This window comes from Acinetobacter sp. ANC 4204 (genome assembly GCF_002135205.1).
Classification (GTDB): Bacteria; Pseudomonadota; Gammaproteobacteria; order Pseudomonadales; family Moraxellaceae; genus Acinetobacter.
Genome location: NZ_NEFZ01000001.1, coordinates 697,267 through 714,846, shown reverse-complemented (window position 1 = coordinate 714,846; position 17,580 = coordinate 697,267). Strand labels below are relative to the sequence as shown.

General features: G+C 36.8%; 13 protein-coding genes. 6 read left to right on the top strand and 7 right to left on the bottom strand.

What is annotated here, in order from left to right:
- Window positions 1–5: 5 nt before the first annotated feature.
- The 4 genes from B9T36_RS03580 to B9T36_RS03565 all read right to left on the bottom strand — a co-directional run bounded on the left by B9T36_RS03580 (window position 6) and on the right by B9T36_RS03565 (window position 4,027).
- Window positions 6–947: a TniB family NTP-binding protein gene (locus tag B9T36_RS03580; protein WP_086208167.1), complete on the bottom strand. Its 942-nt coding sequence runs from the start codon at window positions 945–947 to the stop codon at window positions 6–8.
- Window positions 934–2,814: a Mu transposase C-terminal domain-containing protein gene (locus tag B9T36_RS03575; protein ID WP_086208166.1), complete on the bottom strand. Its 1,881-nt coding sequence runs from the start codon at window positions 2,812–2,814 to the stop codon at window positions 934–936. Before B9T36_RS03575 ends, B9T36_RS03580 begins: the two co-directional genes overlap by 14 nt.
- Window position 2,815: 1 nt before the next feature.
- Window positions 2,816–3,520, bottom strand: a complete 705-nt coding sequence (locus tag B9T36_RS03570) for a hypothetical protein (RefSeq protein ID WP_086208165.1) — start codon at window positions 3,518–3,520, stop codon at window positions 2,816–2,818.
- Window positions 3,521–3,760: 240 nt separating this feature from the next.
- Complete coding sequence (locus B9T36_RS03565; RefSeq protein WP_086208164.1) at window positions 3,761–4,027, bottom strand: hypothetical protein; 267 nt, start codon at window positions 4,025–4,027, stop codon at window positions 3,761–3,763.
- Window positions 4,028–4,191: 164 nt separating this feature from the next.
- Between B9T36_RS03565 and B9T36_RS03560 the strand changes: the two genes are divergently transcribed.
- The gene (locus B9T36_RS03560) at window positions 4,192–5,034 is read left to right on the top strand and encodes a hypothetical protein (RefSeq protein WP_086208163.1); all 843 of its coding nucleotides are present in this window, start codon (window positions 4,192–4,194) and stop codon (window positions 5,032–5,034) included.
- A 115-nt stretch (window positions 5,035–5,149) separates the two neighbouring features.
- On the opposite strand, the gene B9T36_RS03555 is transcribed toward B9T36_RS03560, so the two are convergent.
- Window positions 5,150–5,392 carry a transposase gene (locus tag B9T36_RS03555; RefSeq protein WP_086208162.1) on the bottom strand — a complete coding sequence of 81 codons (243 nt, stop codon included), beginning with the start codon at window positions 5,390–5,392 and terminating at the stop codon, window positions 5,150–5,152.
- 117 nt (window positions 5,393–5,509) lie between these two features.
- Between B9T36_RS03555 and B9T36_RS03550 the strand changes: the two genes are divergently transcribed.
- The 3 genes from B9T36_RS03550 (at window position 5,510) to B9T36_RS03540 (ending at window position 9,899) form a co-directional block, all read left to right on the top strand.
- Entirely contained in the window at window positions 5,510–5,728 is a 219-nt protein-coding gene (locus B9T36_RS03550; protein ID WP_086208161.1) for a helix-turn-helix domain-containing protein, read from the top strand.
- Between the two features lie 105 nt (window positions 5,729–5,833).
- The gene (locus B9T36_RS03545) at window positions 5,834–8,068 is read left to right on the top strand and encodes an ATP-dependent nuclease (RefSeq protein WP_086208160.1); all 2,235 of its coding nucleotides are present in this window, start codon (window positions 5,834–5,836) and stop codon (window positions 8,066–8,068) included.
- A complete protein-coding gene (locus tag B9T36_RS03540) occupies window positions 8,055–9,899 on the top strand; it encodes a UvrD-helicase domain-containing protein (RefSeq protein WP_086208159.1) in 1,845 nt (614 codons plus the stop codon). Before B9T36_RS03545 ends, B9T36_RS03540 begins: the two co-directional genes overlap by 14 nt.
- Before the next feature lie 114 nt (window positions 9,900–10,013).
- Here the strand turns inward: B9T36_RS03540 and B9T36_RS03535 are convergent, their stop codons facing one another.
- Both B9T36_RS03535 and B9T36_RS03530 read right to left on the bottom strand, forming a co-directional pair.
- Window positions 10,014–11,297 (bottom strand): ribonucleotide-diphosphate reductase subunit beta, encoded by a 1,284-nt coding sequence (locus tag B9T36_RS03535; RefSeq protein WP_086208158.1) that lies wholly within the window; start codon window positions 11,295–11,297, stop codon window positions 10,014–10,016.
- A gap of 399 nt (window positions 11,298–11,696) precedes the next feature.
- Window positions 11,697–14,528 (bottom strand): ribonucleoside-diphosphate reductase subunit alpha, encoded by a 2,832-nt coding sequence (locus B9T36_RS03530; RefSeq protein WP_086208157.1) that lies wholly within the window; start codon window positions 14,526–14,528, stop codon window positions 11,697–11,699.
- 596 nt (window positions 14,529–15,124) lie between these two features.
- Here B9T36_RS03530 and bfmR point away from each other — a divergent pair.
- The gene (gene bfmR / locus B9T36_RS03525) at window positions 15,125–15,841 is read left to right on the top strand and encodes a response regulator transcription factor BfmR (protein ID WP_005007943.1); all 717 of its coding nucleotides are present in this window, start codon (window positions 15,125–15,127) and stop codon (window positions 15,839–15,841) included.
- A gap of 36 nt (window positions 15,842–15,877) precedes the next feature.
- Window positions 15,878–17,542: a sensor histidine kinase BfmS gene (gene bfmS, locus B9T36_RS03520; RefSeq protein ID WP_086208156.1), complete on the top strand. Its 1,665-nt coding sequence runs from the start codon at window positions 15,878–15,880 to the stop codon at window positions 17,540–17,542.
- Window positions 17,543–17,580: the final 38 nt, after the last annotated feature.

The following is a 17,580-nucleotide window of genomic DNA, read 5'->3' as shown; positions in this document are numbered from 1 at the left end:
GACTATTAAATTAATGAAATGATTTGTGAAATATTCATTTCAAATGGATTTTTATTTTGTTTGCTAATGTAGAGCGTGATGCCTAATTTCCATGCATAACTGAAATCAAGGGGAGTTATTACTTGCCTATTATCATGTAAAGCATGTGTAATACTTTCCCTAATCAGGCTCATTACATATGAGTGATAGCCTTTCGTAGCTAATTGAATTTGCATGCCTACGAGTTGGCTATCTAGTGCTGGTGAGAATGTGATATTTTGCTTATTGAGTGTTCTTGAAACTTCAGCGAGAAATGCAAACATGCTCCCGCCATTTGAAGGGTCAACAGTTAATGGATTTAGGTGGTAGATGAAAGGGAATCTACGAGCAATCTGGCTATCAACTTGAAGTAGTGGGACAAACTCAGGTAAACCAACTAAACAAAAACTAATCCCTGTTCGGTTTACTAGCGTTTTAAGCCAATTGCCTGTAGTCCGATTCATTCTTGTAGATGTTGGTTTACGCTCAAATAAATGGTGAAATTCATCTAAGAATATAAGCTTAGTTTCGCATTGTGCGAGTAAATAAATAAGCCTGCTAGTTAAGTATTCAGTAGTGCCATACCCATTTTCATAAGTAGGATCGCCAAGCTCTTTGAGCATCGTTATTGCTAATGATTTAACTGTGGCAGGCGATGGTACCTCTACATAACATACAGGGATGATATTTTTCTTATGATCCTTCTCAATTTTTTCTGTACGAGGCATCAGACTTAAGATCGTTTTACAGAGCGTAGTTTTTCCAAGTCCTCCTTCAGCTAGAAGCATACTTCCAACAGGTTCACTAAATGAAATACTTCTTTTTACACAATCTTGTATACCTGTGAAAGCGGTCATGAATTCATTAGAAGTAATAACAATATTGTTAATAGATCGAATTTGTTCAAAACGATTCTCAAATTTTTCCATGTTTAAAAACCTCCAATGAACCAAATTGATTAATTGGTGTAGGTACATTTATTGAGGAAACAGCTTGTTCAGCAATATCCTTGTCTTTTGAGAATAGTTGTTCTTCGATCCTCTGTAGCTGCTTGGGAAGCTCAAGAGTAAGTGGTTTCAATCTTGGCTTTCGTCTCACAAGATTAGTTTGAATCTCATGCATAAGTTTATACAGATAATATAAATCGGACATCGAACCAATTTTTTGTTTATCAGATTGAGATTGGATTTTCTTTAGTTTTTGAACTTCAAGATGGGTTACTCGTGTTAATCCAAATGTATAGTCTTGATTGGTTGAATCTGCTTGAATGATTACATCGTTTTTGTCGGGATCAATGATAAAAACTTCATTTAAATTTAAATCATCTATAAGCACGGTAACTTTTTTTATGCCTTTAGCTTGTAGTGTAGTTAGAGCATGTGAAAAATAACTAATACCATCTACATGGACTTGACCGTGATTAATGCTTCTTTCCATAGGCCTACGGCATAAAATTTTTGCATCTATATTTGTAAGAAAACTCGGTCTTATATCTTCAATGGCATCTTGCCACATAATGATAGGTGAACGCCCTGTCGTGTGGTGGATAGATCGGTGATAAACCTCATGAATCCACGTATCTATATATTGTTTTAATTGTTCTAAAGTTAATTGGGCAATTTTACTTGAATTGTATTCACCTCTATTCATTGGATTGGAAAAAGTTGTTCCCGGTAGTTTTTGTATAATCCCATGTGTGAGCGTACTAAAAAAACGTTCAATATGAGGTTTGTTATTAGGTGTACCTACTTGGGAAGGAGTCAAAGTAATTTTCAGCTGTTCACAGACTCGTTCGAGAGCATTGTTTTTAAACTCCACACCATTATCTGGAATGACGATACTTGGGATTCCTCCTGGTAACTTTTGGTTTGGCCGAGTAATCATATCTTTGATGACTTCTAATGTAGTTGCAGCACTAGGGGGATACATATTGATATAAGTGCCAACAATGGCTCTAGAGTAGATATCAATTGCACATGCGAGAAATGGTCGGCCTAAAGCAAGTTTCGTCTTCGGGTCAATAACGATTAGATCTAAATAGTGTGTATCAATTTCGACCATATAAAGAGCGAATGGACTAATGATACTTTTGCCAGCAGCTTGAAATTTTTTCTTCGCTATTCGGGACCCTTTTTTCATTTTAAATTCAATATAAGGATCTAATTTTTTGATATGTCGCTGGATACTACGAAGTGTTGGTAACTGTTCTAATGGGATGCCTTGTTCCATGAATCGACCAAGCATATAGGCAAGTACGTCTTTACCACTTCTGTATTCAGGCTTTAAATAGATTTCATTGATTGCTTGATTTAGAATTTGATAAATTTCAGGAGAGAATCGTAAACTGCGATTACCTGAATGTTTATTTTGTAAGCACAGTTTATTCTGAGAAGAACTTTGATATTTATTGATCCATCTTGCTACAGTACGGCACGAAGGTGGGTTAAGGTCATTAATGTCGTAAGCTATTTGGGGAATTAATTTGGAAAGCAGATTAATACTTGTAGGGTGCTCCAATAGTTGTAATGCATTAATAACATAGCGTTCTTTGCGATGAAGTTCTGAGCTATATTTGGAGTTGATTATGAGTTTTTCAGGTGCAAATACACATAAAATTTCACCTAATTTATAGCGGCTTTCGAATTCGGTGGGTGTTATTGAAAATGATTTTCCACCAGCTATAGCAGCATATCGAATAGCATTATAGGTTATAGATCCGATTTCAAAAATATAGTCGGGATGTGTTTTAAAATAAAAACGAAAACCAGATTGGGGTATAAAAAGAGAGTTTTCCATATTAATAGACCTTTCGACTATTCATATTTTCTGAGCGAAGCTTAATTTTTTTATGAAAAAATAAATAATCAGCGAGTTCTTGTTTAAGACCTATTGATTCAAGTGTTTTGTAGACTTGCTGTGAGGTATAAAATTCTTCGAAATTTAAGTGACGTAAGGCGTAATTGATTTCGAAGGTGTTCCAATTGAATCTATGTCCTCTTTGATACCAGTAAAGTAGCTGCGAAATTTCTGATTCACTTGGTAAGTCTGTGTGATCTATTAGCTTAAAAGTAATATCAATTGAGTGGAGTAGATCAGAAAGTTTTGCAAAGCGGTTTAAGTCATCAGTTGACAATGATGCTATGGATGGTTTGACTTCATGAACTTCATAAGCACCTTCTTTGGTTTGAACCAAGAAATCTGGAAAACAATACTGTTCGTTGACTAGTAAAATTTTTAATGCTTGTGATCGATAATTAATGACGTTTGGATTTTGTTCTAAACTGATCGCATGAGCCAGTTCAAGACGGCTTTCTAGTGGTATTGCACCGCAACACTTTTGACTAGGGAATAGGGACGTTCGACGGCCAAAAGCACCTTGATAGATTTTACGTTGTCCATGAAGTGTAGCTGCTACATTTGCTGTTGATTCAAATGCAATCCTGATTTGTTCAAGGATATTTATTTGAATATCAGTTTTTGAAAAAAATGTTTTATAAGACATATCTGTTTATCCAGAAGTAATCCTATTCTCAATAAACATTTGAGAATGAGCTAATCTGTACTATTCCAATGGAATAGTACTTACTTGACTGGTGACGATATAGAGAAGATACTATGATTCTCAGGTCTTTATATGCTTCTATATAAAGTCACAAACGGATCCTTTTAGGGTCCGTTTTTTATTGATTTTTGGTTTAGTTTTTCATGATGACTCCATAATAATTTTTTGAAAAATGACAATTTAGTGGTTATGGTTCGGCTCTAAAGATGAGTTTCTTTGGTTTGCTAGCCATGTAGCAACATCTTTTACTAACGCATATTTTCCACGACGATTTGGGAAAGTGAAAATAGGAATAGGAACAGTTTTACGTGTTAATGCTTGACGAAAAGCATCTGTGGTTTTGTAACCTAAAGCAATTCTTAAAGCATCATCAGCTATTAGTGGGCCGTAACGGTCAAATAGCTCTTTTTCAATTGTTGTTGCATCAACTATTAAATGGTTTTGCATAGGGCTTCTTGTATTGTCCTGTCACAACAGAAGCATATATCTTTTAAAAAAAGTTGTGTAGAAAGTAAAATCAGCTCAATCTTTTACTCTACACAAATTTTTAATTTATTGTTTTTAAATTATAAATAACTATAGTTAGAGTTTTTTTTGAGACTGACTAAAAAATGAAAAATACACAAATGGAAAAAAGAAGCGAGTTAGATATCGTTCGAGTTTCATTATGGTATTGGTATATCAGGGTCAATTTATCTAAAAATTCAGATTATCAAATTGAAAAAGTAATTGAGCCAGATGCTTTTAACAAAAATAAGCATGGTGATGCTTATCATAATAATAAATGGCGAGGTTATCGCTTAGGTAAACATACCCCAAGTCCTATACTTATAGGCCAAGCAGAATCTCATGTGCAAGGCAGCTCTATGCTTCTTAAACATACGCTTTGGCAAGTCATGAATAACTCCATTAGTATTGATTCGTTGTTAAGTGATGAGCTTAGAAACCTATCGTGGGAAGTCCAACGTACTCTTTATAAAGCTAACAAATACGATTGTGGGAGTGCATTAGTCACGCATCTATCTAAAAGAAAATTACGCCAACTAGAGTATTTAGCTGGATTGGATGCATTGGCAGCACAGATAATTTTTTTTAAATTGGCTGTTCAAAGGGAAGAGGATACTTCTGCATTAAGTCAGTCTATTTATAGGACTTTACTTATTATATGTACTGAACTTCCATTCTTTAATTATCGTGAGCACTTTATTTCCTTAGTTAATTGGAATGTCTTTTCTTTAGTTAGCTCAACAAAGGAAGTATTGGGTAAAAGTTTTGTAGATAATTTCTCAAAAAATTTGAGAATTTTGATAAATCTATTGTTAGCAATGGAAGATAAGGGGAGAGTGGGTATTACAAGGAAGGAAAATATAAGAGCATTATCAGATTTGTTGCATGAAAAACGAGTTCTAAGTCTGTTTGAAGGGGCTAATATTTTGACAACAGATGCAATCTGAACTGCTTCGAATGCAAATTATCTTTGAAATTTACATTCGAGATTTTTAACGAGAGATATTGCACCGTGAAGAATAGGTGATAAGAATCATAAAATGAATAAGTGTATTAAAAGCTCTATATTTCTAGGCGCTTAGACAGTCTTTCTTCGGCATACATTTGTTTAAGAACTAAATTTTCTTGTTCCAATTTATCTAAGCGAATAAGAATTTGCTCATTAATATCTATATAACTTGCTTTCCAACGATAGAAAGTAGCGACACTTATTTTATACTCTTGGCACAGTTGTTCGACAGTTGCACCTGCTAAATTCTTTTTAACAATACTGTTGATTTGAGCTACAGAAAATTTTTGTTTCATAGTGAATTCCTAAACTATCGTTCAATCATTATCCATAAGAAAAATTTCAGCAAACAGATAGGGTTAATTAAAAATATCCTATTTTGGGATATTTTTAATTGTAACTGATATTGAGCCATGCGCTCAATACACGATCCTAGGTATCAAGACCTAATGAAGAAACTTATAGAACTGCGTGAGTCACAAAATGTGACTCAGGTTGAGCTGGCACGTCTTTTGAATAAGCCGCAGTCTTATGTGTCTAAAGTAGAAATTTTAGAAAGAAGACTTGATGTGATTGAATTGATAGATTGGTTGTCTGTTTTAAAAACAAATATTGCGGAATTCATTTCTTAAAAGCCTTAAATTATATTTAATTAGGTTGTTGAAATTATTATTGTTTGTAGATAAAAAATAAATCATGGGCTATATTTGGTTATTTTAAAATAATTAGGAGCTCATATGAAAATTGAAAAAGTAGAGATTAAAAATTTCCGAAAACTAAAAAACTGTTCACTGAGTTTTTCATCAGATCAAACAATTCTTGTTGGTGCAAATAACAGTGGAAAAACCTCTGCGATGAAAGTTTTAAAATTATTTCTAAAACATGATGCTTCAAATGAAGGCTTTAAATACACAGATTTTACATTTGATAATTGGGTGGAATTAAACAAAAAAGCTCAATATTGGTTTGATAAAACCGTTGTAATGAATCCAAAAGAAGAATTACAAGAGTGGAAAATTCTGTGCCCTACTTTAGATATAATTATTAGTGTTGAATCTTCTGAAATTCACCATGTAATAGAGTTTTTACCTTCTTTAGATTGGGATGGGGGGCTCATTGGTTTGAGATTAAGGTTAGAACCTAAAAATATAGAAGAATTGCGGAATGATTTCGTTGAATTATGCAATGAGAATAAGAGAGTTAAGTCGGAAAATGGACAAATAGAACTTAGTAATCTTTGGCCAAATGAAAATATACAAGAGTTTTTAAGCCGTCATCTAGATAAATATTTTAGAATAAAATCATATGTTATTGATCCAGATGTTGAGAATTCAGAAGAGTTACAATTGGAAACTAGTGAACCTCTGAAAGGTTTAATAAAAATAGATGTCATTGGTGAAGATGCTGGTTTTTTTAATAGCAATGGTGCAAAAAATCTATTATCAACTATTATTCAAAGCTTTTATAAATCACATTTTGATAATGATGATCGTAGGAAAACAGCTAATGATTTGGTAGCAATTAGAGCTGTAAATGATTCTAAAAGTGCTTTCGATACAACTTTAACAGAAACATTTTCGGAAATATTAAGTGAAATAAGAGATTTAGGTTATCCAGGAAGTAAAAATGATCCTAATATAAGTATTTCCAGTAAGATTGATCAAATAGAAACATTAGGTCATGAAAGTGCCATACGCTTTAAGATCAATAATGATGATGGTGACGAGGAAATTAGAATCCCCGAAGGGTTAAATGGATTAGGTTTTCGGCGCTTAATTTCTATCACTTTAACATTGATAGATTTTCGTGAATCTTGGTTAAGAAGTAATAGATTAGATCAAGAACCTATAGAACCTTTACATTTAGTTCTTATTGAAGAACCTGAGGCTCATTTACATGCGCAGGTTCAGCAAGTTTTTATAAAAAAAGCATATGAAACCTTGTGTCATGGTCAACCTAATCATTGTAGAACACAATTATTGGTAAGTACTCATTCAAGCTATTTGGCACGAGAACTAGACTTTTCAAATCTACGTTACTTTAAAAGAAAAAATAGTGACTTAATACCATATGCAGAGGTAGTAGATCTTTCTAAAACTTTTGATGAGAATGCATTACAAAACGAGAAGTTTGTTACTCGTTATATTAAAACTACTCACTGTGATTTATTTTTTGCGAATGGAATTATTTTAGTTGAAGGTGATGCTGAAAGGTTGTTAGTTCCTCATTTTATTAAAAATCATTTTCCTAAACTTAATAGTAGTTATATCTCAATCCTTTCAGTTGGTGGAGCACATGCTCATAGATTGCAAAGTTTGATTGAAAAAATTGATTTACCCTGTTTGATTATTACTGATTTGGACTCAGTTATAAAAACAATTCAAGTAGATGAAAAAGGGAATATTAAAATGAATAAAGATGGTACTGAAAAAGTAAAGTATGAGAAACGTATTCCTCTTCTTAATGCGAACCAATTAACGAATAACGATACACTAATAAAATGGTTCCCGATGAAAGATAAAATTGATGAACTATTAAAATTGGGATATGAAGATAAAGCTAATGGAAATATAAGAGTTAGTTACCAAACTCAAGTCTCTTTTGATTTTAAAGGTGAACAGAAAATAGCATTTCCTTATACATTTGAAGAGTCAGCTTATTTTGAAAACAGAACTTTGATTAATAATGTCTTTAAAAAAGATATAGATAAAGATGATAAACGGGTAAAAGCAACAGGCGTTCTATTAAAAATGATGAAGGCTGAGGAGTGTGAGGACGTTGATGATTTTAGGCTGAGTATTTTTTCTGCGTTAGACAGTAATAAGGTTGATATGGCGATGGATTTAATTTATGGACTAGAGCCAAAAGAATTAAAAACACCTCAATATATTGATGAAGGGCTAAGTTGGCTAGAAAAGAAAATAACAGGTATTGAAGAGTTGGTAAAAGGGGAATTTAATGCAGACTGTTGATACTGTTGTTTTAGAAGATTTAATTTTTGATTATATATCTTCAACGCCCCCTCAAAGTTTTGTTTTATATGCAGGTGCTGGTGCAGGCAAAACACATACGTTGCATCAAACACTCAAGAAGATAAAAGAAAATATTCTTTTGTCTCTGAGTCGAGAAAATAAAAAACTTGCTGTGATAACATATACAAATGCTGCCTGTGATGAAATTAAAGAACGGATAAACTTTGATAGTAATTTTTTTGTTAGTACGATACATAGTTTTGCTTGGAGTTTAATTTCACCTTTTACAAAAGAAATTAAAGAGATTATTAGGGAGAAATTGCAAGAGACTGTTCGTGATGAGGAAGAAGCCTTAAGTAAATCTAAAAATTTACAGAATAAGACTAGTTTAAGTAGGCAGGCGAGAATTGCAAAGTCTTTAAAAAGGTTATCTACTCTAGATTCAACTAAACGCTTTTCTTATAATCCGAATTCTTCAAATGTTGAGGAAAGTTCATTAGAGCACTCAGAAGTTATAGATATCTTTTCAAGATTATTAATAGAGAAGAAGTCTTTTAAAAAAATTTTAGTGAATAAATATCCAATTCTCTTTCTTGATGAAGCTCAAGATACCTATGAAAAAGTAATTGAAGCATTAGTCCAAACACAGGTTGAGTTTCATAATCAATTTGTGATTGGTTTGTTTGGCGACAATATGCAACGTATTTTTACCAATAATAAAAAAGATTTAGATGCCTTTGCACCTGAAGATTGGAGGCGACCACAAAAGGTTGAAAATTGGAGATGTCCGAAAAGGGTGGTGACATTAATTAATAAAGTAAGATTCGATGCCGATAAATTTCAACAAGAATCTAAAGTCAATCATGATGGGTTTGTTCGCTGCTTAATTGTTGATACTAATAAGCCAAATTTGAATAAATTGTTAGTTGAAGATGAAATATGCAAAACCATGAGAGAAATAACTAATGACGATAAATGGAATATAAGATCTGAGATAAAGACTTTAATTTTAGAACATCATATGGCTGCAACTCGTTCTGGATTTCATGTATTTTATAAGCCACTATATGATGATTCTGCATTGCGTAATAAATTAAGTACTGCTGATACCCAATCCTTAAGATTCTTAGTGGGTATATTCTGTGAGTTCATTAATTCTATAATGTCTCAAAATGATTTTGGTATCATAAAAGTTTTAAGAACTAGTTCAGATATTTTCCGAAACTTTTCCATTATAGAAAACCAATTGGATTATTTAAAAAGCATAAGAGATAAAAAAAATAAACTGTTTAATTTATTGATGGATGATAATAATTCTATAAAAATTATTCTTACTTATATTTATGAACATAACCTCTTGAATATTCCACCATCATTATTACAAGCATTAATTTTGGATATTCATGGTCTCGATGAGGAAGAGATATCCTCAGAACTTCTTGCATATAGCCAGGCCTTGGATGCCCCAATAGATCAATTATTTAAATACGCATCCTATATTGATGGAAGTTCAGCTTTTGATACTCATCAAGGTGTTAAAGGCTTACAGTTTGAGAGAGTAATGGCGATTCTAGATGATGATGAAGCAGGTGGTTTTTTGTTTGATTATGAAAAATTTTTAGGTATTAAAGACTTAAGTGTAACAGATATAAAGAATGAATCTTTAGGACTCGATAGTGCTCTGTCTCGTACTAGAAGATTATTCTATGTGATTTGTAGTCGTTCTGAAAAAAGTTTAGCTGTTGTTTGCTATACAAAAAATCCTAATTTATTAAAAGAAAAGCTAATTCAGAAAGAATGGTTTGAACAAGAAGAAATTATTTTGCTTTAAGATGAAAAACCGCCATGAATGGCGGTTTTCTCAATGACAACTTATGTGTCGCGCAATGACATTTTATGTGTCGTAAATGACAACTTATGTGTCGCGTGACGCGGCTGTTTTATTTTACCAGCTCAAAGCTCCCCCCGTTTGGTAATCCGTTACACGTGTTTCGAAGAAGTTCTTCTCTTTACGTAAGTCCATCATTTCAGACATCCACTGGAATGGATTGTTTACACCAGCGAACTGCTCTGGTAAACCAAGCTGCGCTAAACGACGGTTACAAATGAATTTTAAGTATTCTTCCATCATTGCTGCATTCATACCCAATACACCGCGTGGCATCGTGTCACGTGCGTATTCAATTTCAAGCATCGTGCCTTCAAGAATCATTTGAATGATTTCTTCTTGGAATTCGGCTGTCCAGAGGTGAGGGTTTTCAATCTTGATTTGGTTAATCATATCTATACCAAAATTCAAGTGCATCGACTCATCACGTAAGATGTACTGGAATTGCTCAGCAACACCATTCATCTTATTACGACGGCCCATCGACAAGATTTGGCTGAAGCCACAGTAGAAGAAAATTCCTTCCAGTACGCAGTAGAATGCGATCAAGTTACGAAGCAAAATCTGATCGTTTTCAGGTGTGCCTGTTTTGAACGAAGGGTCACTTAAAGACTGAGTATATTTGAGGCCCCAAGCTGCTTTACGTGCAACACTTGGTACTTCGCGGTACATGTTGAAGACTTCACCTTCATCCATACCCAAAGATTCGATACAGTATTGGTAAGCATGTGTGTGAATTGCTTCTTCAAACGCTTGACGCAAAATGTACTGGCGGCATTCAGGGTTAGTAATGTGACGGTAAATTGCCAGTACTAAGTTGTTGGCAACCAAAGAGTCAGCAGTTGAGAAGAAACCTAAAGAACGCATGACGATGGTACGCTCATCTTCAGTTAAGCCATTTTCAGACTTCCAAAGCGCGATGTCATGGTTCATGTTTACTTCTTGTGGCATCCAGTGGTTTGCGCAACCATCTAGATATTTCTGCCAAGCCCATTCGTATTTGAACGGTACAAGTTGGTTGAGGTCAGCACGACAGTTAATCATCGCCTTGTCGTCAACTTGTACACGTTGCGCACCCATTTCTAGTTCTTCTAGACCTGGAGCAACATCTAAGCTTTCTAAGGCGTGAGATGCTCTTGCCAACGGATCGGCTGGATTTGTTGATCCGCTTCGAGGGGTTGAAGCGGATTGTGTAGTTGCCACATTCTTCTGTGGTTGCTCTGCAGCAGATACCATCTGCGGATTAGCCGCTTTTTGCGGTTCGACGGGCGCAGACTTGTGTTCAGGTGCAGCCGGTTTTTGCGAATCATTTTCGAAATCGTCCCAACTTAGGATAGACATATCAATTCTCTCTACGTTGCTTTATATCTTTTATTGACATCCAGCAAAGCTGAGATGTCCTACTATACGCTTAATTTGTGAAAGCAAAATTAAGTTTTGCCAATCGTTACTCTAAAATGATGTCTAGAGCATGATTCTCATGACTTATTTTGCTTTCGCTTTTTAGCTTGATTGACTTTCACCCAAAAATAGGCGATTGGCATGTAAAACAAAACCACAAAGGAAAGCACCAAGGCTGTAAGACCTAACATGTAGTTATGTGTCATATGGAGCATGGTAATTTCCTTGGGTATCTTTAACTTTTTAATCTCCCTAAATCCCTCTTTATAAAAGAGGGACTTTACACCTCAATAAGTTTGGTGTAATTCCCCTCCTTTTAGGAGGGGTTAGGGGAGGTTATTACTGACAAGCCTCACAGTCTGGATTGTCAATTGAACATGCCATTGGCACTGGAGCTGCTTGACCGAAGCCTTCATCTTCAGCAACCACTTCTGGTTTAACTTCCTGAGCAACTGCTGCAACAGGCGCTGCCGTTACAGTTGCAGGTTTTACTGCATTCAATGCACCTGTGTTAATGGTTGATTTTTCGGCAGATGTTGCACCTAAAGCACGGAGGTAATACGTCGTTTTTAAACCGCGCAACCAAGCCATTTTATAGGTCAAGTCAAGTTTCTTACCGTTTGCACCAGAGATGTAAAGGTTTAGAGATTGTGCTTGGTCAATCCATTTTTGACGACGTGATGCAGCATCCACAATCCAGCGTGGCTCAACTTCAAACGCAGTCGCGAAGATCGCTTTAAGCTCTTCAGGAATACGCGAAATTTTCTGAACTGAACCCTCGAAGTGTTTCAGGTCATTGACCATCACAGAATCCCACAAACCACGGTCTTTCAACGCACGTACGAGGTACGGGTTGATCACAGTGAACTCACCTGATAGGTTAGATTTTACATATAAGTTTTGGAATGTTGGTTCAATCGACTGAGAAACACCACAAATGTTTGAAATGGTTGCAGTCGGTGCAATGGCCATCACGTTTGAGTTACGCATACCATCTTTTTGAACTTTGGCACGTAAAGTGTCCCAGTCCAAACGTTGAGTACGGTCAACTTCAAACATACGCTCAGGGCGTGATTTTGCAACAAGGTCAAGTGAGTCAATTGGTAGAATCCCTTGATCCCACAGTGAACCTTTAAATGTCTCGTAAGTGCCGCGCTCAAGTGCGAGATCGCTTGATGTTTGGATCGCATAGTAGCTGATCACTTCCATCGACTCATCAGCAAAGTCTACTGCGGCATCAGAACCATAAGCCAGTTGCATTTCATATAGCGCATCTTGGAAGCCCATGATACCCATACCCACTGGGCGGTGTTTCAAGTTTGAGTTTTTCGCTTGAGGAACTGCATAGTAGTTAATGTCGATTACATTATCGAGCATACGAACCGCTGTTTTTACTGTACGTGCAAGCTTTTCACGGTCTAACACACCACCTTGAACGTGTTGTACAAGGTTGATCGAACCTAAGTTACATACCGCGATTTCATCTTTGCTTGTGTTTAATGTGATTTCTGTACACAAGTTAGAAGAGTGAACTACACCAACGTGTTGTTGTGGTGAACGTAAGTTACATACGTCTTTGAATGTGATCCACGGGTGACCAGTTTCAAACAACATCGACAGCATTTTGCGCCACAAATCTTTTGCACGGATTTTCTTGTGCAACATGTTTGTTTCTTTTGCAATTGCTTCATAGTGTGCATAACGCTCAGCGAATTCTGCACCTGTTAAGTCGTGTAGGTCTGGTGTTTCAGACGGCGTGAACAGTGTCCATTCTGCATCTTCAAAAACACGTTGCATAAATAAGTCAGGAACCCAGTTTGCTGTGTTCATGTCATGCGTACGGCGACGGTCATCACCAGTGTTTTTACGTAGCTCTAGGAACTCTTCGATGTCTAAGTGCCAAGTTTCAAGGTATGCACAGACTGCACCTTTACGTTTACCACCTTGGTTTACCGCAACAGCAGTATCGTTCGCCACTTTAAGGAATGGAACGACACCTTGTGACTTACCGTTTGTCCCTTTGATATACGAGTTCAAGGCACGAACTGGCGTCCAGTCATTACCTAGACCGCCTGCCCATTTAGATAGCATTGCGTTATCACGCATAGCGCCATAAATGTCATACAGGTCATCATCAATCGTAGTCAAGTAACAGCTAGACAACTGTGGACGTAGCGTACCTGAGTTAAACAGAGTAGGCGTAGATGCCATGTAATCGAAGCTAGAGAGTAAGTTATAGAATTCGATTGCACGTTCTTCACGATTTGCTTCGTTGAGTGAAAGACCCATCGAAACGCGCATGAAGAATAATTGTGGTAATTCGAAACGTACGCCATCTGAGTGGATGAAGTAACGATCAAATAAAGTCTGTAAACCTAAGTAAGTAAATTGGTTTGAACGTTCTGGTTGAATCGCTGCTGCCAATTTTGCAAGGTCAAAGTTAAGTAGCTCTGGTGAAAGGAGGTCTAATGCAATACCTTTCTTCAGGAAGGTTTCTAAAGCATCGCCTTCAGCTGTGTCTTCAGACAAGCCAAGGAACGTTAAACCTGTTGCAACCAATTCATCACGCAGTAAGCGAGCCGTGACATAGGTATAGTTTGGTTCTTGTTCGATACGTGTACGTGTAGCCATCATCATCGTCGTTGCGATGTCAGACGCTTTTACACCGTTGTAGAGGTTTTTAATGGTTTCGTCGATGATCGCTTGAACATTAATGCCTTCTAAACCTTCAGCCGCTTTGGTTACTGTTGCTTCAAGCTTACGCATGTCAAGCGGTTGAAGCTGACCATTGGCGTCAGTGATTTGTAGTGTTGGGTGATGGTTTTCACCTGCTTGTTTACGTGCGTCAGCACGTTGATCGCGGTAGATGACATACGCGCGAGCAACTTTCTGTTCACCTGTACGCATTAGCGCAAGTTCAACTTGGTCTTGGATTTCTTCGATGTGGATTGTACCGCCAGAAGGTAAGCGACGCGTAAATGTATTTAATACCATCTCGGTAAGTTGTGAAATACGATCGTGGATGCGGCTTGAGTCAGCACTTTGTTGACCCTCAACAGCTAAAAATGCTTTACCAATAGCAACAGAGATTTTTTCTGCGTCAAAGCTGGCAACATCTCCAGTGCGTTTAATCACCTGAATTTGACCAGGGGTTGAATTTGATACGCTCATGCTAGCATAGCTCCATTTTGTCATCTATTTTTATGTCTATGGACCATTTGAACTGGGCAATTTTTATGCCACAGTGTTTGAGGTTTAAACACAAGACCTAGTGGTTTAAAAATTAATTGAACACAAGATACGGGAAAATTCGGGGTAGATCAATATTGACATTTTATTAAAAATTTCGATTGCTCTTGTATTGAAATGGTCGCTAAAAAAATCCCTTTTTTATGATTCTTGTATTAAGCCTTATTAGACAAGGCGATAGCATAACAAAGCTCGGTTTAAGTACTTATAGATAACATTGTGGATAAGTGAAAAAGAGATGTGCGGAGTAGAAATAAACGGTTGAAAGCAGTGGTTTGGCGTGAAAAAACATCAATTTGTAAAGAAACGTTTCTTTGCTTTGGTTGGATATAGAGCAAACGCGAGAAAGTGCTTATTTTGTGCTTAAAAAAATGTATAACAAAATGCTACTTTGATGTATCAGTTTGGTGAACAAGATCTTGTTTACAATGTAAACGTGTGTATATTGCAAACTATATCAGAGCGTATCCCTTGGATTTTAAAGGATACGTTAAGTCGTCAAAATAAAGGGGCACTCCATGAGCCAAGAAGAAAAGTTACCAAAAATTTTAATCGTAGAAGACGATGAGCGTCTAGCTCGCTTAACTCAAGAATACCTGATTCGTAATGGTCTTGAGGTTGGGGTAGAGCCCGATGGTAACCGTGCCATTCGCCGTATTATTGCAGAACAACCCGATATGGTGGTGCTAGATGTCATGCTTCCAGGTGCTGATGGCTTAACGATTTGTCGTGAAGTTCGTCCACATTACCATCAACCGATTTTGATGTTGACTGCACGTACAGAAGATATGGATCAAGTGCTTGGTCTGGAAATGGGTGCAGATGACTATGTGGCAAAACCAGTTCAGCCACGCGTTTTACTTGCACGTATCCGTGCATTATTACGTCGTACCGACAAGGCGCCAGAAGATGAAGTTGCGCAGCGCATTGAATTTGATGATCTGGTGATCGACAACGGTGGTCGCTCAGTGACTTTAAATGGTGAATTGGTTGACTTCACCAGTGCTGAATATGATTTATTGTGGTTACTTGCTTCAAATGCTGGTCGTATCTTATCGCGTGAAGATATTTTTGAGCGTTTACGCGGTATTGAATATGATGGTCAGGACCGTTCAATTGATGTACGTATTTCACGTATTCGTCCAAAAATTGGCGATGATCCTGAAAATCCAAAACGTATTAAAACGGTACGTAGCAAAGGCTATTTATTTGTTAAAGAAACCAATGGTATCTAAGTCATCTATTTGATTCGTTAAAGTGGGACATTTTTAGTGTTCAAACACAGTATATTCTTGCGTATCTATGCAGGGTTAGTCGTGCTGGTTGCTATCGTAGCTCTCATGGCGTATTTGCTTGTGCAAATTATTAATTATCAGCGAGTGCAAGAATATCGCGAATCATTAACAGATGGGATTTCCTTTATTATTAGTGAAGGTGTATCTCGTCAAACCAACGCGCAGCAAAAAGCAGACTGGATTTCAGATGCGTCTGATCTGCTTGAACTGCCCATTAATATGATTCCTGCAAGTAAAGTTAATTTAACTCGAGCAGAGACTAAACGGATTAGTGAGCGTAAAGCCGCTGTACGTTATGATGCGCAAACGCAAGTTGCGTATCTGATTCTTGGTCTAAAAGATGACCCAAATCATTTACTCTATATTAAGGTAGATAAAATTGGGGAGTTGCAAATGAAAGCACTCCCGATTTTTATTCTTGATTATTTGGTCTATTACCCAGGTCAAGAGGAAGAGTATTTAGCGAAAATACAAAAGTATTTCTCTTATCCTGTACATATTGAAGAAGTGCAAAATCTTGCGCTTGAGTCTGAGCAAATTGGTCGATTGCGTTTAGATCATAGTGTGATCTTATATCGCGATAGCGCTTCCGTGCGCGGTACAACCATTTCTATTGTTTCTCCTCCTTTGCCAAGTTCACCGAATAAAGTGTTGGTGCTTGGGCCTGTACCTATTTTCAACTGGATGCCATTTCAGCTTGCAGCAGGGATTACCTTATTAAGTTTGTTTGTGCTCAGTTTAGGGGTATATGGTTTGCTAGTGCCTATGCAACGTAAGTTGCGAGAGGTTAATTATGGTTTGAACCGTATGAAAGCAGGGGATATGACTTTACGTTTGCCTGTCGATGGTAAAGACGAAATGGCGAGTCTGGCGAATAGTTATAACAGCATGTCCGATCACATTCAGCGTTTGATTGAAGCACAGCGTGAACTCATGCGTGCCGTATCCCATGAGCTTCGTACGCCTGTTGCGCGCATCCGTTTTGGGATGGAAATGTTGGCGGAAGAAGACGATTATGAATACCGCCTGCAGCAAGTTGATATGATTGATAAAGATATTGAGGCCTTAAATACTTTAATTGATGAAATTATGACTTATGCCAAATTAGAGCAAGGTACGCCATCACTCGATATTGAAAATATTGTCTTGTTTGAAGTGTTGGATCAGGTGGTGGTAGAGACTGAAGCCTTAAAGACTCAAAAGGAAATCAACTTAAATGCACCACCTTTAACGTTACAGGTTGAAGCTGAACGTCGTTACTTACATCGTGTAGTACAAAACTTAGTCGGCAATGCCGTACGTTATGGTGACCATCAGGTGTTGGTGAGTGGTGGTATAAATGAAAATGGGATGGCTTATGTCTGTGTGGAAGACGATGGGCCAGGTATTCCCGAAGATGAGCGTGAGCGTGTTTTTGAGGCATTTGCTCGTTTAGATGATAGTCGGACTCGTGCATCTGGTGGTTATGGTTTGGGGCTTTCAATTGTGAGTCGTATTGCTTACTGGTTTGGTGGGCGTGTAATGGTTGATCAAAGTCCAAGTTTAGGGGGCGCGCGTTTTACCATGACATGGCCAGCACATCGTTTTAGTAAGTCTAAAAAGAAATATAATGTCAAAGAAAACACAGACACCAAAAACTAATTTTTATGTGGTATGAAAAAGCACCGAGGTTCGGTGCT